The 17,429-nt window shown below is 70.9% G+C and carries 14 protein-coding genes; 3 read left to right on the top strand and 11 right to left on the bottom strand.

Annotation, left to right across the window (positions count from 1 at the left end):
- The first annotated feature begins 38 nt into the window (after positions 1-38).
- Positions 39-1,808, top strand: a complete 1,770-nt coding sequence (locus PX701_RS13330; RefSeq protein ID WP_275506559.1) for an acetyl/propionyl/methylcrotonyl-CoA carboxylase subunit alpha — start codon at positions 39-41, stop codon at positions 1,806-1,808.
- A gap of 86 nt (positions 1,809-1,894) precedes the next feature.
- Here PX701_RS13330 and PX701_RS13325 read toward each other — a convergent pair whose 3' ends face one another.
- From PX701_RS13325 to PX701_RS13315, 3 genes are all read right to left on the bottom strand, one after another.
- A complete protein-coding gene (locus PX701_RS13325) occupies positions 1,895-3,334 on the bottom strand; it encodes a flavin monoamine oxidase family protein (RefSeq protein WP_275506558.1) in 1,440 nt (479 codons plus the stop codon).
- Positions 3,335-3,475: 141 nt separating this feature from the next.
- A complete protein-coding gene (locus PX701_RS13320; RefSeq protein WP_231431622.1) occupies positions 3,476-4,978 on the bottom strand; it encodes an amino acid permease in 1,503 nt (500 codons plus the stop codon).
- Between the two features lie 94 nt (positions 4,979-5,072).
- Positions 5,073-6,503, bottom strand: a complete 1,431-nt coding sequence (locus tag PX701_RS13315; RefSeq protein ID WP_231431623.1) for an NAD(P)H-quinone dehydrogenase — start codon at positions 6,501-6,503, stop codon at positions 5,073-5,075.
- 85 nt (positions 6,504-6,588) lie between these two features.
- Here PX701_RS13315 and PX701_RS13310 point away from each other — a divergent pair, with 85 nt between their 5' ends.
- Together PX701_RS13310 and PX701_RS13305 are read left to right on the top strand one after the other, a co-directional pair.
- Complete coding sequence (locus PX701_RS13310) at positions 6,589-7,416, top strand: purine-nucleoside phosphorylase (protein WP_231431624.1); 828 nt, start codon at positions 6,589-6,591, stop codon at positions 7,414-7,416.
- Positions 7,417-7,451: 35 nt separating this feature from the next.
- Complete coding sequence (locus PX701_RS13305) at positions 7,452-9,176, top strand: phospho-sugar mutase (protein ID WP_275506557.1); 1,725 nt, start codon at positions 7,452-7,454, stop codon at positions 9,174-9,176.
- A 193-nt stretch (positions 9,177-9,369) separates the two neighbouring features.
- Here the strand turns inward: PX701_RS13305 and PX701_RS13300 are convergent, their stop codons facing one another.
- The 8 genes from PX701_RS13300 to PX701_RS13265 all read right to left on the bottom strand — a co-directional run bounded on the left by PX701_RS13300 (position 9,370) and on the right by PX701_RS13265 (position 17,331).
- A complete protein-coding gene (locus PX701_RS13300) occupies positions 9,370-9,654 on the bottom strand; it encodes a PTS sugar transporter subunit IIB (protein ID WP_231431626.1) in 285 nt (94 codons plus the stop codon).
- Complete coding sequence (locus tag PX701_RS13295) at positions 9,651-10,103, bottom strand: PTS sugar transporter subunit IIA (RefSeq protein WP_231431627.1); 453 nt, start codon at positions 10,101-10,103, stop codon at positions 9,651-9,653. Before PX701_RS13295 ends, PX701_RS13300 begins: the two co-directional genes overlap by 4 nt.
- A 67-nt stretch (positions 10,104-10,170) precedes the next feature.
- Positions 10,171-11,283 carry an adenosine deaminase gene (locus PX701_RS13290; protein WP_420831084.1) on the bottom strand — a complete coding sequence of 371 codons (1,113 nt, stop codon included), beginning with the start codon at positions 11,281-11,283 and terminating at the stop codon, positions 10,171-10,173.
- A gap of 100 nt (positions 11,284-11,383) precedes the next feature.
- Entirely contained in the window at positions 11,384-12,691 is a 1,308-nt protein-coding gene (locus tag PX701_RS13285) for a thymidine phosphorylase (protein WP_231431629.1), read from the bottom strand.
- Positions 12,688-13,104 (bottom strand): cytidine deaminase, encoded by a 417-nt coding sequence (locus PX701_RS13280; protein ID WP_244854905.1) that lies wholly within the window; start codon positions 13,102-13,104, stop codon positions 12,688-12,690. The genes PX701_RS13285 and PX701_RS13280 overlap by 4 nt, the downstream gene beginning before the upstream one ends.
- Positions 13,105-13,169: 65 nt before the next feature.
- Positions 13,170-14,486: an ABC transporter permease gene (locus PX701_RS13275; RefSeq protein WP_275506555.1), complete on the bottom strand. Its 1,317-nt coding sequence runs from the start codon at positions 14,484-14,486 to the stop codon at positions 13,170-13,172.
- Positions 14,483-15,817 (bottom strand): ABC transporter permease, encoded by a 1,335-nt coding sequence (locus PX701_RS13270; RefSeq protein WP_231431632.1) that lies wholly within the window; start codon positions 15,815-15,817, stop codon positions 14,483-14,485. Before PX701_RS13270 ends, PX701_RS13275 begins: the two co-directional genes overlap by 4 nt.
- Complete coding sequence (locus tag PX701_RS13265; RefSeq protein WP_231431633.1) at positions 15,814-17,331, bottom strand: ABC transporter ATP-binding protein; 1,518 nt, start codon at positions 17,329-17,331, stop codon at positions 15,814-15,816. Before PX701_RS13265 ends, PX701_RS13270 begins: the two co-directional genes overlap by 4 nt.
- Positions 17,332-17,429 lie beyond the last annotated feature (98 nt).

Below are 17,429 nucleotides of genomic sequence, written 5' to 3'. Positions count from 1 at the left end.
CAAAGGTGTGACGTGCCCGCGCAATAGGCTTGGGGATTATGCCGCGCATCACCAAGGTCCTCATCGCCAACCGTGGAGAGATCGCCGTCCGCGTCATCCGCGCCGCTCGCGACGCCGGCCTCGGCTCGGTCGCCGTGTACGCCGACCAGGACCGCGACGCCCGCCACGTGAAGCTCGCCGACGAGGCGTACGCCCTCGACGGCACCACGAGCGCCGACACGTACCTGGTCATCGACAAGATCCTCTCGGTCGCGCGGCGCTCGGGCGCCGACGCCGTGCACCCGGGCTACGGCTTCCTCGCCGAGAACTCCGACTTCGCCCGCGCCGTCATCGAGGCGGGCCTCATCTGGATCGGGCCGTCGCCCGAGGCGATCGAGCGGCTGGGCGACAAGGTCTCGGCGCGGCACGTCGCCGAGAAGGTGGGCGCACCGCTCGCGCCCGGCACGCTCAACCCAGTGGCTGACGCCTCGGAGGTGCTCGACTTCGTCGACGTGCACGGTCTCCCCGTCGCGATCAAGGCGGCGTTCGGAGGCGGCGGTCGCGGCCTCAAGGTCGCCCGCGAACGCGACGAGGTCGCCGAGCTCTTCGAGTCGGCCACCCGCGAGGCCGTCGCGGCGTTCGGCCGCGGCGAGTGCTTCGTCGAGAAGTACCTCGACAAGCCGCGCCACGTCGAGACCCAGTGCCTCGCCGACCAGCACGGCAACGTCGTGGTCGTGTCGACCCGCGACTGCTCGCTGCAGCGCCGCCACCAGAAGCTCGTCGAAGAGGCGCCCGCGCCCTTCCTCACCGACGCCCAGGTCGAGGCCCTCTACAGCGCCTCGAAGGCCATCCTCAAGGAGGTCGGCTACGTCGGCGCGGGCACCTGCGAGTTCCTCATCGGCCAGGACGGCACGGTCTCGTTCCTCGAGGTGAACACCCGCCTGCAGGTCGAGCACCCCGTCTCCGAGGAGGTCACCGGGCTCGACCTCGTGCGCGAGCAGTTCCGCCTCGCCGAGGGCGGCGTGCTCGACTACCCCGACCCCGTGACCCAGGGGCACTCGATCGAGTTCCGCATCAACGGCGAAGACCCCGGTCGCGGCTTCCTCCCCGCTCCCGGCCCGATCCACCAGCTCCGCTTCCCCGGCGGGCCCGGCGTGCGCGTCGACTCGGGCGTCACGAGCGGCGACGAGATCTCGGGGGCGTTCGACTCGCTGCTCGCGAAGCTCATCGTCACCGGACGCGATCGCAAGGACGCGCTCGAGCGTGCACGACGCGCCCTCGACGAGTTCGAGGTCGCGGGGCTCCCGACGGTGCTGCCCTTCCACCGCGACATCGTCGACAACCCCGCCTTCGCGCCGGCCGGCGACGAGCCCTTCTCGGTCTACACCCGCTGGATCGAGACCGAGTACGACAACCGCCTCGAACCGTGGTCGGGCGAGCTCGAAGAGACGAGCGGCCCCGCCGCGCGTTCGAACGTCGTCGTGGAGGTCGCCGGTCGTCGCATCGAGGTCAGCCTGCCGAAGCGACTCGCCGGCGGGGCATCCCTCTCGCACACCGCCGGCGCCGCGCCGCGCCGCCGGAGCGGTTCGCACACCGTCGACACGGGCACCGGCAATGCCGTGAAGGCGCCCATGCAGGCCACCGTCGTGAAGGTCGCCGTCGCCGAGGGCGACAAGGTCGTCAAGGGCGACCTCGTGCTCGTGCTCGAGGCGATGAAGATGGAGCAGCCGATCGTCGCCCATAAGGACGGCGTCATCGGCGGCATCAACGCCGAGCCCGGCGCGACCGTGTCGAGCGGGCACCTGCTGCTCTCGATCGCCGACGCCTGATCCCCACGGACGAACGGGATGCCGCGAGCTCATCGCTCGCGGCATCCCGTTCGTCCGTCCGGGGAGTGCCGGCACGGCACGGACCCTCAGCGGAGTGCGAGCGCGGCGAGCGCCTGCTTCGCCGCCGTGATGCCCGAGTTTCGCGACGAGTGGATCGTGCTCGTCACCATGCCGGCCCAGAAGACCGTGTCGCCGATCGGCCCGTTGAGCCCGGTGCGTCGCGAGAACGGGCCAGGGTAGGCGCCCCGGGCGAACTCGTCCTTCGACCAGTCGTAGGTCGAGGCGTTGACGGCCTGCAACCCCTGGTCGCCGACGGCGGTGCGCACGTTGTCGAGCGCCGCCGCGAGCCGCTCGGCCTCGGGCAGGTCGAGCAGATCCTGCGCGACACCGCCGGTCGCCCACGCGACCGCGATCTCCCCGTGATAGCCGGGCGTTCCGAGTGAGGCGTTCCAGAGGCTCGGCGGGCGCTTCGAGAAGGTCGTCATGACGTCCCACTGCCGCGCGACCGGGTGGCCCGGCGGCACCACCGGCGCCGCGAACTCCAGGATGCCCTTGAACACCGGCAGGTACTCGATCTGCTGGAGCCCGTCGCGACGGTCGGCGGGCAGCGGCGGGTCGAAGGTCACGTCGCCGTGCTTCAGTACGCCGCCCGGCAACGCCACGACGAGCGTCTTCGCCTGGTAGCTGCCGCGACTCGTGTGCACGTCGACGCGGCCGGCCCGATGCTCGACCGTGTGCACCCGCGCGCCGAGCCGGATCGGCAGCCCGGCCGCGAGCGGCCTGAGCACCTGGTCGTAGCCGCCGATCACACGGTGATCGTCGTAGGGATCCGGGAACGGCGTCGACGCCGGGACGTCCTGTTCGGCGATCGCCCACGCGACCGTGTCGACGACCCACGCTGCCGGCAGCACGTCGAACTGCTCGGAGTCGACCTCGATCGCGGCGAGCAGGATGGGGTAGTTCTCGCGCGGGATGCCGACGCGCTCGAGCCAGGCGAGCGCCGTCTCGCCGTCGGCCGGCTCGGGCAGCGGGCCGCCCGGCGCACCGAGCGGGAACTTCAACGACGCGTACGTCGTGCCGTCGAGCCACGGCGTACCGGGCGCGAGCCGGCCCCAGATCGACTGCTGGCGCCGGGTCGTGATGCCCTCCGCCTCGATGAGGTCCCAGGTCGAGGCCCGGCTGCCGTGCACGAGCTCCGCACCGCGCTCGATCGGGATGGACATGGTCGTGCGATCGGTCCACATGCGCCCGCCGATCCGGTCGCGCGCCTCGAGCACGAGCACGCTGCGTCCCGCGTCGGCGAGCGTGCGTGCGGCGCCGAGCCCGGATGCGCCGGCACCGAGCACGATCGCATCCCACATGCGGTGGTCGGAGCCCGTGCCGACCGGCCGGCGAGCGCCAGCGGTGAGCGCGACGGTCGCCGCACCGGCCACGCCTGCTGCGCCGATCCCGAGCACGGCCCGTCGCGTGACACCTCCCCCGCCGGCCGTGGTCGTCGTCGTGCCCGTCGCGCGTGTCGCGGTCATCTCCGCCTCCTGGAACCTCGTCGTCACCGGTGGGTCGGTCGCGGCGTCATCGCCCGATCGACGCTGGATGATTCGGAGACTATCGACGGGTGAACATCGATGTCAACGCTGTTGACAGGATCGGAGTGGAGCAGCGACCCGTCAGGTTCCCTGGGCCGTCGGCAGCTCGACCTCGCTGACCCGCTCGCCGGCGAGCCGAGAGCGACGCCGACCGTAGAGCAGGTAGATGACGACGCCGAGCGCGAGCCAGACGAGGAAGCGCACCCAGGTGAGCGTCGTGAGGTTGAGCATGAGCCAGACGCAGAGCGCGGCCGACAGGATCGGAAGCACCGGGGACAACGGCACGCGGAACCCGCGCGGCAGGTCGGGCCGGGTGCGACGCAGCACGACGATGCCGACCGACACGAGCACGAAGGCCGACAGCGTGCCGATGTTGATCATCTCCTCGAGGAGCCCCACATCGGTGAAGGCGGCGACGAGCGCGACCACGGTGCCGCCGATGATCTGGATACGGGCGGGCGTCTTCGTGTGCTCGGTCGTCTTCGACAGCCATCGCGGCAGCAGCCCGTCGCGGCTCATCGCGAACACGATGCGCGAGAGGCCGAGCAGCAGCACCATGATCACCGTCGTGAGGCCGGCGAGCGCGCCGAGCGAGATGACGGCCGACGCCCAGTCCTGCCCGACCAGCCGGAACGCGGTCGCGAGCGACGGCGTCTCCTCCGCGGCGAGCTCGGTGTACGACACCATGCCCGTCATCACGATCGAGACGAGCACGTAGAGCAGGGTCACGATGCCGAGGCCGAGGAAGATGCCGCGCGGCAGCCGCTTCTGGGGCTCGCGCACCTCCTCGGCACTCGTGGCGACGACGTCGAACCCGATGAAGGCGAAGAAGACGAGGGAGGCCGCGGCGAGCATGCCGAACACGCCGTACTGCGCCGGCGCGGCACCCGTGAGCCAGGCGAAGAGCGACTGCGTCCAGGCATCCTCGGCACCGCCGGTCGTCGGCACCGCCTCGGGGATGAAGGGCGTGAAGTTCGAGGCCTGCACGAAGAAGAAGCCCACGACGATCACGAAGAGCACGATCGCGACCTTGATGAGCGTGAACACGGCGCCGACGCGCGCCGTGAGCTTCGTCCCGGCGACGAGCAGGACGGTGAAGACCGCGACGATGAGGAATGCCGGCCAGCTGACCTCGACCCCGCCGATGGAGAGGGTCGCCGGGAACGGCACGCCGAAGGCGAGCAGCGCCTCGGAGAGGTACACGCCCCAGTACTTCGCGAGCACGGCGGCGGCCGTGAACATCTCGAGGATGAGGTCCCAGCCGATGATCCACGCGAGGAGCTCGCCCATCGTGGCGTACGTGAAGGTGTACGCGCTGCCCGCGACGGGCACCGTCGAGGCGAACTCCGCGTAGCACATGATCGCGAGCCCGCACGTGATCGCAGCGAGCACGAACGAGAGGATCACGCTCGGGCCGGCGTAGTTCGCCGCGGCCTGCGCCCCGACCGAGAAGATGCCAGCCCCGACCGCGACGGCGATGCCCATGAGCGCGAGGTCCCAGGTGCCGAGCGAGCGTTTGAGGCTGCGGCTCTCGTCGCTCGAGTCGGCGATCGAGGCCTCGACCGATTTCACGCGCAGGTTCATCGCTCCCCCAAGCGGTCATCGCGCCGCGGGCGCGGCGCTGCGTGTGCCCAGCGTACGCCCGGGTCGGTGCGGGCGGGGCGTCGGGACGCGCGCGTCAGCGCACGATGTGCATGGCCCGCGCGGCGTCGGTGAGCGAGCCCGACAGCGACGGGTACACCGGGAACGCCTCGGCGAACTGGTCGACCGTGAGCCGGTGCTCGACGGCGAGCGCGAGCGGGAAGATGAGCTCCGACGCCTTCGGCGCGACGATGACGCCGCCGATGATCGAGCCCGAACCGCTCGAGGCGAAGAGCTTCACGAAGCCCTCGCGGATGCCCATCATCTTCGCCCGCGGGTTCGACGAGAGCGGCAGCTTGTAGACGACGCCCGGCACGACGCCCTCCTCGATCTCCTTCTCGGTCCAGCCGACGGTCGCGATCTCGGGCTGCGTGAAGATGTTCGAGGTGATGTTGCGGTTCTCGGGCGGGTTCACGACGTCGCCCATCGCGTGGAACACGGCCGTGCGCCCCTGCATCGAGGCGACCGAGGCGAGCGGCATGAACGTCGTGCAGTCGCCGGCGGCGTAGATGTTCGGCATCGACGTGCGCGCGACCCGGTTGACCCGGATGTGCCCCGACTCGGCGAGCTGCACGCCCGCCTCCTCGAGGCCGAGGTCACGGGTGTTCGGCACCGATCCGACCGCCATGAGGCAGTGCGAGCCCTGCACCTGGCGTCCGTCGGACAGCGTCGCGACGACGCCGTCGCCGTCGCGCACGACCGACTCGGCCCGCGACTTGTTCAGCACCTTCATGCCGTTGCGCTTGAACACCTTCTCGATGACGGATGCCGCGTCGGCGTCCTCCCCGGGCAGCACCTGGTCCCGGCTCGAGATGAGCGTGACCTTCGCCCCGAGGGCGCGGTACGCCGAGGCGAACTCGGCGCCCGTGACGCCGGAGCCCACGACGATGAGGTGTTCGGGCACCTGCTGGAGCGAGTAGAGCTGGGTCCACGTGAGGATGCGCTCGCCGTCGGGCACCGCGGTCGGCAGCACGCGCGGCGTCGCGCCGACCGAGAGCACGAGCGTGTCGGCCTCGATGCGGTCGAAGTCGGTGCCGCCCTTGGCGGTCGCGACGATCACGGCGTTCGGACCGTCGAGGCGACCCTCGCCGTGCACGAGGTGCACGCCGGCCTCGAGCAGGTTCGAGCGCATGTCTTCGGACTGCTGCGCCGCGAGGCCGAGCAGCCGCTTGTTCACGGCGGCGAGGTTGATCGCGACCTGGGGCTTCACGGCCTTGTCGGCCTCGCCCTTCGCGTAGAACTGCACGCCGAGGTCGGCCGCCTCCTTCACCGCGTTCGACGCCTCCGCCGTGGCGATGAGCGACTTCGAGGGCACGACGTCGGTGAGCACGGCCGAACCGCCCACGCCCGCACGCTCGACCAGGGTGACCTCGGCCCCGAGCTGCGCCGCGGCGAGTGCGGCTTCGTACCCGCCGGGCCCCCCTCCGAGGACGGCGATCCGTTGCGTGCGCTCGAACTCGTAGGCCATGCTCATATTCTGTCAGTTCCGCGTGCCCGGCCAGCACATGAGCGGCGCCGTGCCCGATGCATCCGGTGGGTTCTAGAGTGGTGGGATGCACGATGCCAACCCGCTCGACGCGCCCTCAGCTGACCCCTTCGCCATCGCCCGTGAGGCTGCGGCGCAGATCGCCGCCCTGACCGGGGTCGAGCGGCACGACATCGCCCTCACGCTCGGTTCGGGCTGGGGCAAGGCCGCGGAGCTCATCGGCGAGACGACGCACACGATCGCCGCGACCGACGTGCCCGGATTCTCGAAGCCCGCCGTCGAGGGCCACGTCGGCACGCTTCGCTCGGTGCTGCTGCCGACCGGCAAGCGCGCGCTGGTCATCGGCGCCCGCACCCACTACTACGAGCGCCACGGCGTGCGCCGGGTCGTGCACTCGGTGCGCACGGCGGCCGCGACGGGTGCCACGACGATGATCCTCACGAACGGCGCCGGTGGCATCAAGGAGCACTGGAAGCCCGGCACGCCCGTGCTCATCAGCGATCACATCAACCTCACGGCCGACTCGCCGCTCGAGGGCGCGACGTTCGTCGACCTCACCGACCTCTACTCCCAGCGGCTGCGCGACCTCGCGCACTCGATCGACCCGACCCTCGACGAGGGCGTCTACTGCCAGTTCACCGGCCCCCACTACGAGACTCCCGCCGAGGTGCAGATGGCGAAGGCCATCGGCGGGCACATCGTCGGCATGTCGACCGCGCTCGAGGCCATCGCCGCGCGCCAGTCGGGCATGGAGGTGCTCGGCATGTCGCTCATCACGAACCTCGCGGCCGGCATCCAGCAGACGCCGCTCAGCCACCAGGAGGTCATCGAGGCCGGCCAGGCCGCCGAGCCCGTGATCAGCGCCCTGCTCGCGAAGATCGTCGCCTCGCTCTAGGCCCAGCGCAGGAACCGCAGGAAGGACGACGACGGATGTCGCACGAATTCGACCCTCGCGACGCCGAGCGCGTCGCCCTCGCCGAGGCGTGGATCGCGCAGGACCCCGACCCCGAGACCCGCGCCGAGCTCGCCGCGATCGTCGAGGCCGTGCGCGGCGGCGACGCCGCGGCCGCGGCCGACCTCGCCGACCGCTTCGACTCCCGGCTCGCCTTCGGCACCGCGGGACTGCGCGGTGAGATCGCCGCGGGACCGAACCGCATGAACCGCGTGCTCGTGTCGCAGGCCGCGGCGGGCCTCGCGTCGTACCTGCTCGAGCGGGCCGAGCCCGGCACGACCCCGTCGGTCGTGATCGGCTACGACGGCCGCAAGAACTCCGACGTGTTCGCCCGCGACTCGGCCGAGGTCTTCGCCGGCGCCGGCGTGCGCGCCGTGCTGCTGCCGCGCCTGCTGCCGACCCCCGTGCTCGCCTTCGCGGTGCGCCATCTCGACACCTCGGCGGGCGTCATGGTGACGGCCTCGCACAACCCGCCGAACGACAACGGCTACAAGGTGTACCTCGGCGGCTCGAACCACGGGTCCCAGATCGTCGCGCCGGCCGACGCCGAGATCGCGGCGCACATCCTGAGCGTCGCGTCGGCGACGACGGTGCCCGCGCTGCCTCGCGGAGCGTTCGAGCTCGCCCCAGAGTCGGTCGTCGACGAGTACGTGCGGCAGACGGCCGCGAGCGCCTCCCCCGGCACGCCGGCCGCGCAGCCCCGCGTCGTCTACACGGCCATGCACGGCGTCGGATGGGAGACGGCGTCGCGCGTGCTCGAGGCCGCGGGCTTCGACGCCCCCACGCTCGTCGAGGCGCAGATCGCCCCCGACGCGGCGTTCCCGACCGTCTCGTTCCCGAACCCCGAGGAGCCGGGCGCGATGGACCTGTCGTTCGAGCGCGCCCGCGCCGTCGGCGCCGAGCTCATCGTCGCGAACGACCCCGACGCCGATCGGCTCGCGATCGCGATCCCCGACCCGACGGCGCCCGACGGCGTCGGCTACCGCCGCCTGACCGGCAACGAGGTCGGCCTCACGCTCGGATGGCTCGCCGCACGCCGTGCCGCCGATGCCGCCACCGGCGAAGGCGGGCCGAACGGCGCGCTCGCGTGCTCGATCGTCTCCTCTCCCGGGCTGGAGGCCGTCGCCCGCGCCTACGGGCTCGACTTCGAGGCGACGCTCACCGGCTTCAAGTGGATCTCGCGGGCACCGGGCCTCGTGTTCGGCTTCGAGGAGGCGCTCGGCTATCTCGTGAATCCCGATGTCGTACGCGACAAGGACGGCATCTCGGCAGCGGTCGCGTTCCTCTCGCTCGCCGCCGAGCTGAAGGCCGCCGGAAAGACGGTCGCCGACCACCTCGACGACTTCGTCGAGAAGTTCGGCTGCCATGCCTCGGGCCAGGTGTCGATCCGCGTCACCGACCTCTCGCGCATCGGCGCCGTCATGAAGCGCCTGCGCGCCGAACCGCCGGCGTCGGTCGGCGGCATCCGGGTCGAGCGCATCGAGGACCTCGCCGACGGGTTCGGCGACCTGCCGCCGTCGGACGTGCTGCGCATCGTGCTCGAGGGCGGTTCGCGGGTGATGGTGCGCCCGAGCGGCACCGAGCCGAAGCTCAAGGTCTATCTCGACGCCGTGTCCGACCGGGGCACGGTCGCCGACCGCCGCGCCGCGGCGACGGCGACGATCGCCGCCCTCGAGGCGGGCATGCGCGCGCTCGTCGCCTGAGGCCCCACCTCGTCGAGCATGCGGTGGTCGACGTCCCCTCGCCGACGACACTCGAGGAGTGCGGCTCGCCACAGCGCTTCGAGCGTGCACTCCTCGCCCTGAAGCGGGCGGTGAGTGCACGCTCGATGCGCTGGGACGGGCGCGCAGTTGCGCGACGAGCGCGCAGGCGGCACCGCCGGAGCGACCGCGTGCCTCAGCCGAGCGAGCGCTCGAGCAGCCGCGTGATCTCGTCGACGTCGAAGTAGTTCACGACTTCGACGACCTCGGTGTAGCTGCGACCGATCGCCTCGCGCACCGCACCCGACAGCTCGGTCGAGGTGAGGATGACCTGCGCATCGGCCGCCGCGACGGCGACGCCGGCGAGATCGCTCGCGTCGACATCGGCCGACAGCTCGAGCCGCTCGAGGGCCCGCTCGGCGTTCACCTTCAGGATCGCCGAGGTGCCGATGCCGGCACCGCACACGGCCACGATCTTCACGCGGCGGCCTCGAGGCCGAGCAGCCCGCGTACCTCGGCGGCGTCGCCCGCGCGGGCGATGCGACCGACGGCGTGCGGGTCGTTGAAGACGTTCGCGAGCGTCGCGACCGAGGCGACGTGCTCTTCGGCGTTCGACACGGCGAGCCCGACGACGACGCGCACGGGATCGTTGTGCGGGTGGCCGAACGGCACGGGCTCGGCGAGCGTCACCACCGCGATGCCCTCGCGTCGCACGTCGGGGCCGGGGCGCGCGTGCGCGAGCGCGAGGCCCGGGGCGATCACGACGTAGGCACCGAACTCCTCGATGACGGCGACCATGCGGTCGGCGTACTCGGCGCGCGTCGAACCCGACCGGGTGAGGGCGCGGCCGGCCTCACGGACGGCGGCTCGCCAGTCGGATGCGTGCGCGCCGATGACGACGGCGTCGTCGGGCAGCGGTGGGAGGTTCATCTCGGGTCCGTTCGGGGGCGGCGGGCGGACGGCGGAGGCGCGAGGCATCCGGCCGCAGGGCTCGTCGTCAGGCTTCGTCGAAGCCGTCTTGGATGAGCTCGGCGAGTTCGTCGCGATCGTCGAGCGGCAGGAAGGCCGCGGCTGCGGCGTTGAGCTGGAAGGTCTCGAGGTCGTCGAGGTCGTAGCCGAACGCGTCGCTCAGCAGCGCGAGCTCGCGGGTGAGGCTCGTGCCCGACTGCAGGCGGTTGTCGGTGTTGACCGTCACCCGGAAGCCCAGCTGGTACAGCAGGTCGAACGGGTGATCGATGAGCTCGTCGCCCCAGGCCGCGATCGCACCGGTCTGCAGGTTCGACGACGGGCTCGTCTCGAGGGCGATCTCGCGGTCGCGCACCCACTGCGCGACCGGGCCGAGCGAGACGTAGGTGTTCTCGTCGTCCTGACGCTCGATCACCAGGTCTTCGGCGAGGCGCACGCCGTGCCCGAGCCGCAGCGCGCGGCCGTCGAGCAGCGCTCCGCGGATCGACTCGAGACCGTCGGCCTCGCCGGCGTGCACGGTGACGGGCATGAACTGGCTCGCGAGGTAGTCGAACGCGGTGCGGTGCCGGCTCGGCGGGAAGCCCGCTTCGGCGCCGGCGATGTCGAATCCGACGACGCCGCGGTCGCGGTGCCGCACGGCCAGCTCGGCGATCTCGAGGCCGCGGTCGGCGTGGCGCATCGCGGTGACGAGCTGTCCGGTGCGGATGGCTCCGCCCTGGTGCCGCACGTCGTCGGCACCCTGCTCGAGGCCGGCCTGCACCGCCTCGACGGCCTCGTCGAGCGTGAGACCACGGGTGAGGTGCTGTTCGGGCGCCCAGCGGATCTCGCCGTAGACGACGCCGTCGGCCGCCAGGTCCTGCACGAACTCGCGTGCGACGCGCGTGAGCCCCGCGCGGGTCTGCATGACCGCGGTGGTGAGGTCGAAGGTCTTCAGGTATTCGACGAGCGAACCCGAGTTCGACTGGTCGGTGAACCACGTCGCGAGCGACTCCTCATCGGCGGCGGGCACCTCGAGACCGAGCTCGTCGGCGAGCTCGATGAGGGTCTGCGGGCGCAGGCCGCCGTCGAGATGATCGTGGAGCGAGATCTTCGGCAGCGCCTGGATGTTCGTGCCGTCGCCCTCGAGGCGGTACTCGGTCGGAATCGTGTTCACGAGACAACGATAGCGGCGCGGCTGCCGCGAAGTCTCGGCAATCTCGAAGCTGGGATCTCGAGCCGCTCCGCTACCCGATCGCCCGAGGGGCTCAGCGCCCGATGCGGTCGGCGATGAGCGGCCCGCCGTCGTCGATCGGGTCGCCCTCGTCGCCGATGCGCCAGGCGCCCTCGACCGCCGCGAGGGCGCGTTCGAAGCGCGCGGGCTCGTCGGCGTGGAGCGTGAACAGCGGCTGTCCCGCGCGCACCGCGTCGCCGGGCTTCGCGTGCAGGTCGATGCCAGCGGCGTGGTGCACCGGGTCCTCCTTGCGCGCGCGGCCCGCGCCGAGGCGCCAGGCTGCGATGCCGAACGGCAGCGCCTCCTGGGCGACGAGCACGCCGTCGCGGTCGGCGGTGACGACGTGCTGCTCGCGCGAGACGGGCAGCGGCGCATCTGGGTCGCCGCCCTGGGCGACGATCGATCGGCGCCAGGTGTCCATCGCGCGACCGTCGTCGAGTGCGGCCTCGACGTCGTCGCCGTCGCGGCCCGCGAGCGCGAGCATCTCGCGGGCGAGTTCGACCGTCAGCTCGCGCACGTCGGCGGGGCCGCCGCCCGCGAGCACCTCGACCGACTCGCGCACCTCGTTGGCATTGCCGATCGTGAGGCCGAGCGGCACGTTCATGTTCGTGATGAGGGCGCTCGTGGCGACGCCGGCGTCCTCCCCGAGCTCCACCATGGTGCGGGCCAGCTCGCGCGAGCGCTCGATGTCCTGCAGGAACGCACCCGACCCGAACTTCACGTCGAGCACGAGCGCACCCGTGCCCTCGGCGATCTTCTTCGACATGATCGACGAGGCGATGAGCGGGATCGCCTCGACCGTGCCGGTGATGTCGCGCAGCGCGTACAGCTTCTTGTCGGCGGGCGCGAGCCCGGCGCCGGCGGCGCAGATGACGCCGCCCACGTCGCGCAACTGCGCGAACATCTCGTCGTTCGTGAGGTCGGCGCGCCAGCCCGGGATCGACTCGAGCTTGTCGAGCGTGCCGCCGGTGTGGCCGAGGCCGCGGCCCGAGAGCTGCGGCACCGCGACGCCGAAGGTCGCGACGAGGGGCATGAGCGGCAGCGTGATCTTGTCGCCGACGCCGCCCGTGGAGTGCTTGTCGCTCGTCGGCTTGCCGAGGCCCGAGAAGTCCATGCGCTCGCCCGAGGCGATCATCGCCATCGTCATGTCGCGGATCTCACGCCGGCCCATGCCGTTGAGGAAGATCGCCATCGTCATCGCCGACATCTGCTCGTCGGCGACGTACCCGCGGGTGTAGGCGTCGACGAGCCAGGAGATCTCGTCGGTCGTCAGCTCGCGGCGATCGCGCTTCGCGCGGATGAGGTCGACCGCGTCGAACGGTTCGATGGCGGCGTCGGTCATGATTCTCCTCGGAATTCGGCGAGCTGGCGCGGCCCGAATGCGTCGGGCAGCACCTCGTCGATGGTCTTGAAGCCGGAGACGGTGTCGAGCACCATGCCCTCGGCTGAGTGCTCGTAGAGCAGTTGGCGGCAGCGACCGCAGGGCATGAGCGTCGCCCCGTGCCCGTCGACGCACGTGAACGCGACGAGCTTGCCGCCGCCCGACATCACGAGTGCCGACACGAGCGAGCACTCGGCGCACAGCGTCACGCCGTACGAGGCGTTCTCGACGTTGCAGCCGCTCACGATGCGGCCGTCGTCGACGACGGCCGCCGCTCCGACGGGGAACTCGGAGTACGGCACGTACGCCTTGGCCATGGCCTCGCGTGCGCGCTCGCGCAGGTCGGCCCAGTCGATCACGTCGGTGGCGGTCATGCTGCTCCCCCGGTTCGAGATGGGTGACGGATGCCTCGGGGCCGGGCCGGCCCCGAGGCGTCCGGTCAGGATTTGATGTACGGCTTGCCCGCCGCAGCAGGCCCGCGCACCTTGCCGACGAGTCCGGCCACCGCGATGATCGTGACCACGTACGGCAGCATGAGCATGAACTCGCTCGGCACGGGCGAGCCGATCACCGAGAGCGTGTTCTGCAGGTTCGACGCGAAGCCGAACAGGAGCGCGGCCAGCGTGGCTCGGATCGGGTCCCAGCCGCCGAAGATGACGGCGGCGAGGGCGATGAAGCCCATGCCGGCGGTCATCTCCTTGTTGAAGGCGATACCCGAGCCGAGGGTGAAGAAGATGCCGCCGAAGCCCGCGATGGCGCCGGCGAAGGCGACGTTCCAGAACCGGGTGCGGTTGACGTTGATGCCGACCGTGTCGGCCGCCTGCGGGTGCTCGCCCACCGCGCGGAGGCGGAGGCCCCAGCGCGTGTGGAAGAGCCCGACGTAGACCGCCGCGACCGCGATGTACATGATGTACACGACGAGCGTCTGGCGGAAGAAGACCGGGCCGATGACGGGGATGTCGCTGAGCAGCGGGATCGGCAGCCTCGGGAACCTCGGCGGCGAGTTCAGCACGGCGGCGTTGTTCGAGAGCACCTGCGAGAAGAAGAAGCTCGTGAGGCCCGTGACGAGCACGTTGAGCACGACGCCGACGATCACCTGGTCGACGAAGTACTTGATCGAGAACGCCGCGAGCACCATGCCGACGAGCATGCCCGCGATCATCGCGCCGACCACGCCCGAGAGCAGGCCGATCCAGACGACGCCCGTCGACGAGGTGACGACCGACGCGGTCACCGCCGAGGTGAAGGCACCGGCGAGCAGCTGACCCTCGATCGCGATGTTGATGATGCCGACCCGCTCGCCGAGCACGCCGGTCAGCGCACCGAAGATCAGCGGCACGGAGAGGCTGAGCGCGCCGTAGAGCAGGCCGATCATCGGGAGGGTCGCACCCGCGCCGGCCCAGGTGAGGAAGCCGAAGAGGAACAGCACCGCGTACACGACGGTGAGCCAGAGCGGCACCCGGCGCTTCGAGGCGACCAGCCAGACGGACACGGCCGTGATGACGGCGAGGAGGACCACGACCGTCCACAGCGCGGGCATGGCCGGCACCGAGATGTCGGCGACCTTGATCGCGTCCTTGTCGGAGGCGATGAGCCGGTAGGTGGTGTCGCCGTCTCGCGGGGCGAACACCGCGAGCGCGAGCGTCAGGAGCGTGAAGATGCCGTAGGCGATCGGCGCCTTCCAGCTCACGACGACGGTCTTGGCGAGGGCGTCGGGCGGCGGCGCGACCTTCTGGTGCTCGGTGACGGTGCTCACTTCGCCGTCACCTCCTTCGTGACGATCGGGCGCGGTCGTTTCGGCCCGCGGGAGGGGTCGGGCAGGCGGAAGATGGTGCGCACGAGCGGCGGCGCAGCGATGAACAGCACGATGAGCGACTGCACCACGAGCACGATGTCGACGGGCACGCCCTCGGCGGCCTGCATCGAGTAGCCGCCGGCCTTGAACGCACCGAACAGGATGCCCGCGAGGAAGATGCCCCACGGCGAGGAGCGGCCGAGCAGCGCCACGGTGATCGCGTCGAAGCCGACGCCCGCGTCGATCCCGGCGGTGAAGCCAGTGGTGACCGTGCCGAGCACCTGGCTCACGCCGGCGAGGCCGAGCAGTGCACCCGAGATGAGCATCGCGTAGACGTACATCGACGGCACGTTGATGCCCGCGACGCGCGCGGCGTTCGGGTTCTCGCCGACGGCCCGGAAGCGGAAACCGAGGCTCGAACGGCTGAGGATCCACCACACGAGCACCGTCGCGGCGAGCGCGAGGATGAAGCCGAAGTGCAGGTTGTACGGCAACCCCATCCACTGGAACAGCTTGGGGAACTGTGCAGTCTCCGCCATCGGCGGCGTCTTCGGGTTCGACGAACCGGGAGCCTGAAGGAGGCCCGGCGTACGAAGCATCCAGGACACCAGGTAGAAGGCGACGAAGTTGAGCATGATCGTCACGATGACCTCGTGCGCGCCAGTGCGCGCCTTCAGGAGGCCGGCGATGCCGCCCCACAGGGCGCCGCCGAGCAGGCCGCCGATGAGCGCGACGAGCATGTGCAGGCCCCACGGCAGGTCGAAGCCGAAGGCGAGCCAGCCGGCGACCGAGGCGGCGATCAGCATCTGGCCGCGACCACCGATGTTGAACATGCCGACGCGGAACGCGAGCCCGACGCCGAGACCGCCCGCGATGAGCGGGGTGGCGAAGGTGAGCGTGTCGGTCAGCGGCTTGATGCCGTCGACGAAGCTGTCGCGCCGGAAGTTGTACACCGACCCCTGGAAGAGCGCCACGTAGGCTCCGGAGACCGAGTCCCAGACGGCGATGAGCGTGTCGCCAGGCCGGGCGAAGAAGTAGGCGCTCGCCTGCTGCACGTTCTCGTCGGTGAAGGCGATCATGATCGCGCCGACGATGAGCGCGAGTACGACCGAGAGCACCGAGATGAGCGCGTTGCCCGTGACGATCTGCTGCCACATCGTGTGCCATCGCGACGGTTCGGGCACCTGGGCCGGCACGGTCGACGTGTCGCGCGGGGTCGTGCCGGTCGGCGTCGCGTCGGCGACGGGCGAGGTGGTCTGCGGCGTGCCGTGCGGGCTCTGCGCGTCGCTCATGCTGCGGCTCCTTCTGCGGGCTGTTCGCCGGCCATCATGAGGCCGAGCACGTCGCGCGGGGTGTCGCCCGGCACGATGCCGACGACCTTGCCGCGATACATCACCATGATCCGGTCGGCGAGTGCGGCGACCTCGTCGAGCTCGGTCGACACGACGACGACGGGCACGCCGCGGTCGCGGGTCTCGACGATGCGCTTGTGGATGAACTCGATCGACCCCACGTCGACGCCGCGCGTGGGCTGGGCGGCGACGAGCAGCCTGAGCTCACGGCTGAGCTCGCGCGCGAGCACGACCTTCTGCGCGTTGCCGCCCGAGAGCTGCCGCACCTTCTCGTCGATGCCCTGCGTGCGGACGTCGAACTCCTTGACCCGGTCGCGCGCGAAGTCGGCGAGGACGCCGCGCTGGATGGTGCCCGCCTTGACGAACGGCGCGCTGTCGGAACGGTCGAGCATGAGGTTCTCGGCGATCGTGAACTCGCCGACGAGGCCGTCTTCGTTGCGGTCTTCGGGAACGAAGCCGACGCCGGAGTCGAGGATCTTGCGGACGCTCTCGGTCGTGAGCTCGATGCCGTCGAGCGCGATCGAGCCGCGCACCCGCGGCTGCAGTCCGAGGAGCGCCTCGGTGAGCTCGGTCTGGCCGTTGCCCTGCACGCCCGCGACGGCGAGGATCTCGCCCCGGCGCACCTCGAAGCTCACGTCGTTGACGACGAGTTGGCCGATGTGGTCGATGACGGTGAGGCCCTGGACGACGAGCGCCGCCTCACCGAGCTTCGGCGCGTCCTTGTGCACGGTCAGTTCGACCGCACGCCCCACCATGAGCGAGGCGAGCTCGGTGTTCGAGGCGGTCGGGGATGCCTCGCCGACGACCTTCCCCAGCCGGATGACGGTGATCCGGTCGGCGACCTCGCGCACCTCGCGCAGCTTGTGGGTGATGAAGACGATCGACGTGCCGGAGGCCTTGAGCTGCCGCATGATCTGCATCAGCTCGTCGGTCTCCTGCGGGGTGAGCACCGCGGTCGGCTCGTCGAACACGAGCACCTTCGCGTCGCGCGAGAGCGCCTTGATGATCTCGACCCGCTGCTGCACCCCGACGGGGAGGTCGTCGACGAGCGCGTCGGGGTCGACGTCGAACCCGAAGCGCTCGCTGATCTCGCGCACCCGGCGACGGGCGGCGTCGAGGTCGAGGAACCCGCCCCCCTTGGTGGCCTCGTGGCCGAGCATGACGTTCTCGGCGACCGTGAACACGGGGATGAGCATGAAGTGCTGGTGCACCATGCCGATGCCGGCGGCCATCGCGTCGCCGGGCCCGGAGAAGTGCTGCACCTCGTCATTGAGGAGGATCTCGCCCTCGTCGGCCTGGTACAGGCCGTAGAGCACGTTCATCAGCGTCGACTTGCCCGCACCGTTCTCGCCGAGCAGGCAGTGGATCTCTCCGGCCTCCACGGTGAGGTCGATATGGTCGTTCGCGACCAGGCTGCCGAACCGCTTCGTGATATCGCGAAGTTCGAGCTTCATGTTCAGAATCCTAGTGAGCGCGCTGCATCTGCAGCAGATGCTGCGCGGATGTCGGCGGCCCGGATCGCGGGCCGCTCAGATGTTGCGGCCGGCGCGAA

The organism is Agromyces chromiiresistens (assembly GCF_029167465.1).
Lineage (GTDB): Bacteria > Actinomycetota > Actinomycetes > Actinomycetales > Microbacteriaceae > Agromyces > Agromyces chromiiresistens.
The sequence above is the reverse complement of the archived record's forward strand: the minus strand, read 5'-3'. Positions and strand labels throughout refer to the sequence as shown.

Coding starts and splice junctions, on each gene's coding strand:
- PX701_RS13280 (WP_244854905.1), bottom strand. CDS start 13,104: ATGACCGCCACCGACGTGATCGACTGGGCCGACCTGCGCGAGCGCGCA.
- PX701_RS13330 (WP_275506559.1), top strand. CDS start 39: ATGCCGCGCATCACCAAGGTCCTCATCGCCAACCGTGGAGAGATCGCC.
- PX701_RS13305 (WP_275506557.1), top strand. CDS start 7,452: ATGTCGCACGAATTCGACCCTCGCGACGCCGAGCGCGTCGCCCTCGCC.
- PX701_RS13270 (WP_231431632.1), bottom strand. CDS start 15,817: ATGAGCGACGCGCAGAGCCCGCACGGCACGCCGCAGACCACCTCGCCC.
- PX701_RS13265 (WP_231431633.1), bottom strand. CDS start 17,331: ATGAAGCTCGAACTTCGCGATATCACGAAGCGGTTCGGCAGCCTGGTC.
- PX701_RS13295 (WP_231431627.1), bottom strand. CDS start 10,103: ATGAACCTCCCACCGCTGCCCGACGACGCCGTCGTCATCGGCGCGCAC.
- PX701_RS13325 (WP_275506558.1), bottom strand. CDS start 3,334: ATGACCGCGACACGCGCGACGGGCACGACGACGACCACGGCCGGCGGG.
- PX701_RS13315 (WP_231431623.1), bottom strand. CDS start 6,503: ATGGCCTACGAGTTCGAGCGCACGCAACGGATCGCCGTCCTCGGAGGG.
- PX701_RS13310 (WP_231431624.1), top strand. CDS start 6,589: ATGCACGATGCCAACCCGCTCGACGCGCCCTCAGCTGACCCCTTCGCC.
- PX701_RS13285 (WP_231431629.1), bottom strand. CDS start 12,691: ATGACCGACGCCGCCATCGAACCGTTCGACGCGGTCGACCTCATCCGC.
- PX701_RS13320 (WP_231431622.1), bottom strand. CDS start 4,978: ATGAACCTGCGCGTGAAATCGGTCGAGGCCTCGATCGCCGACTCGAGC.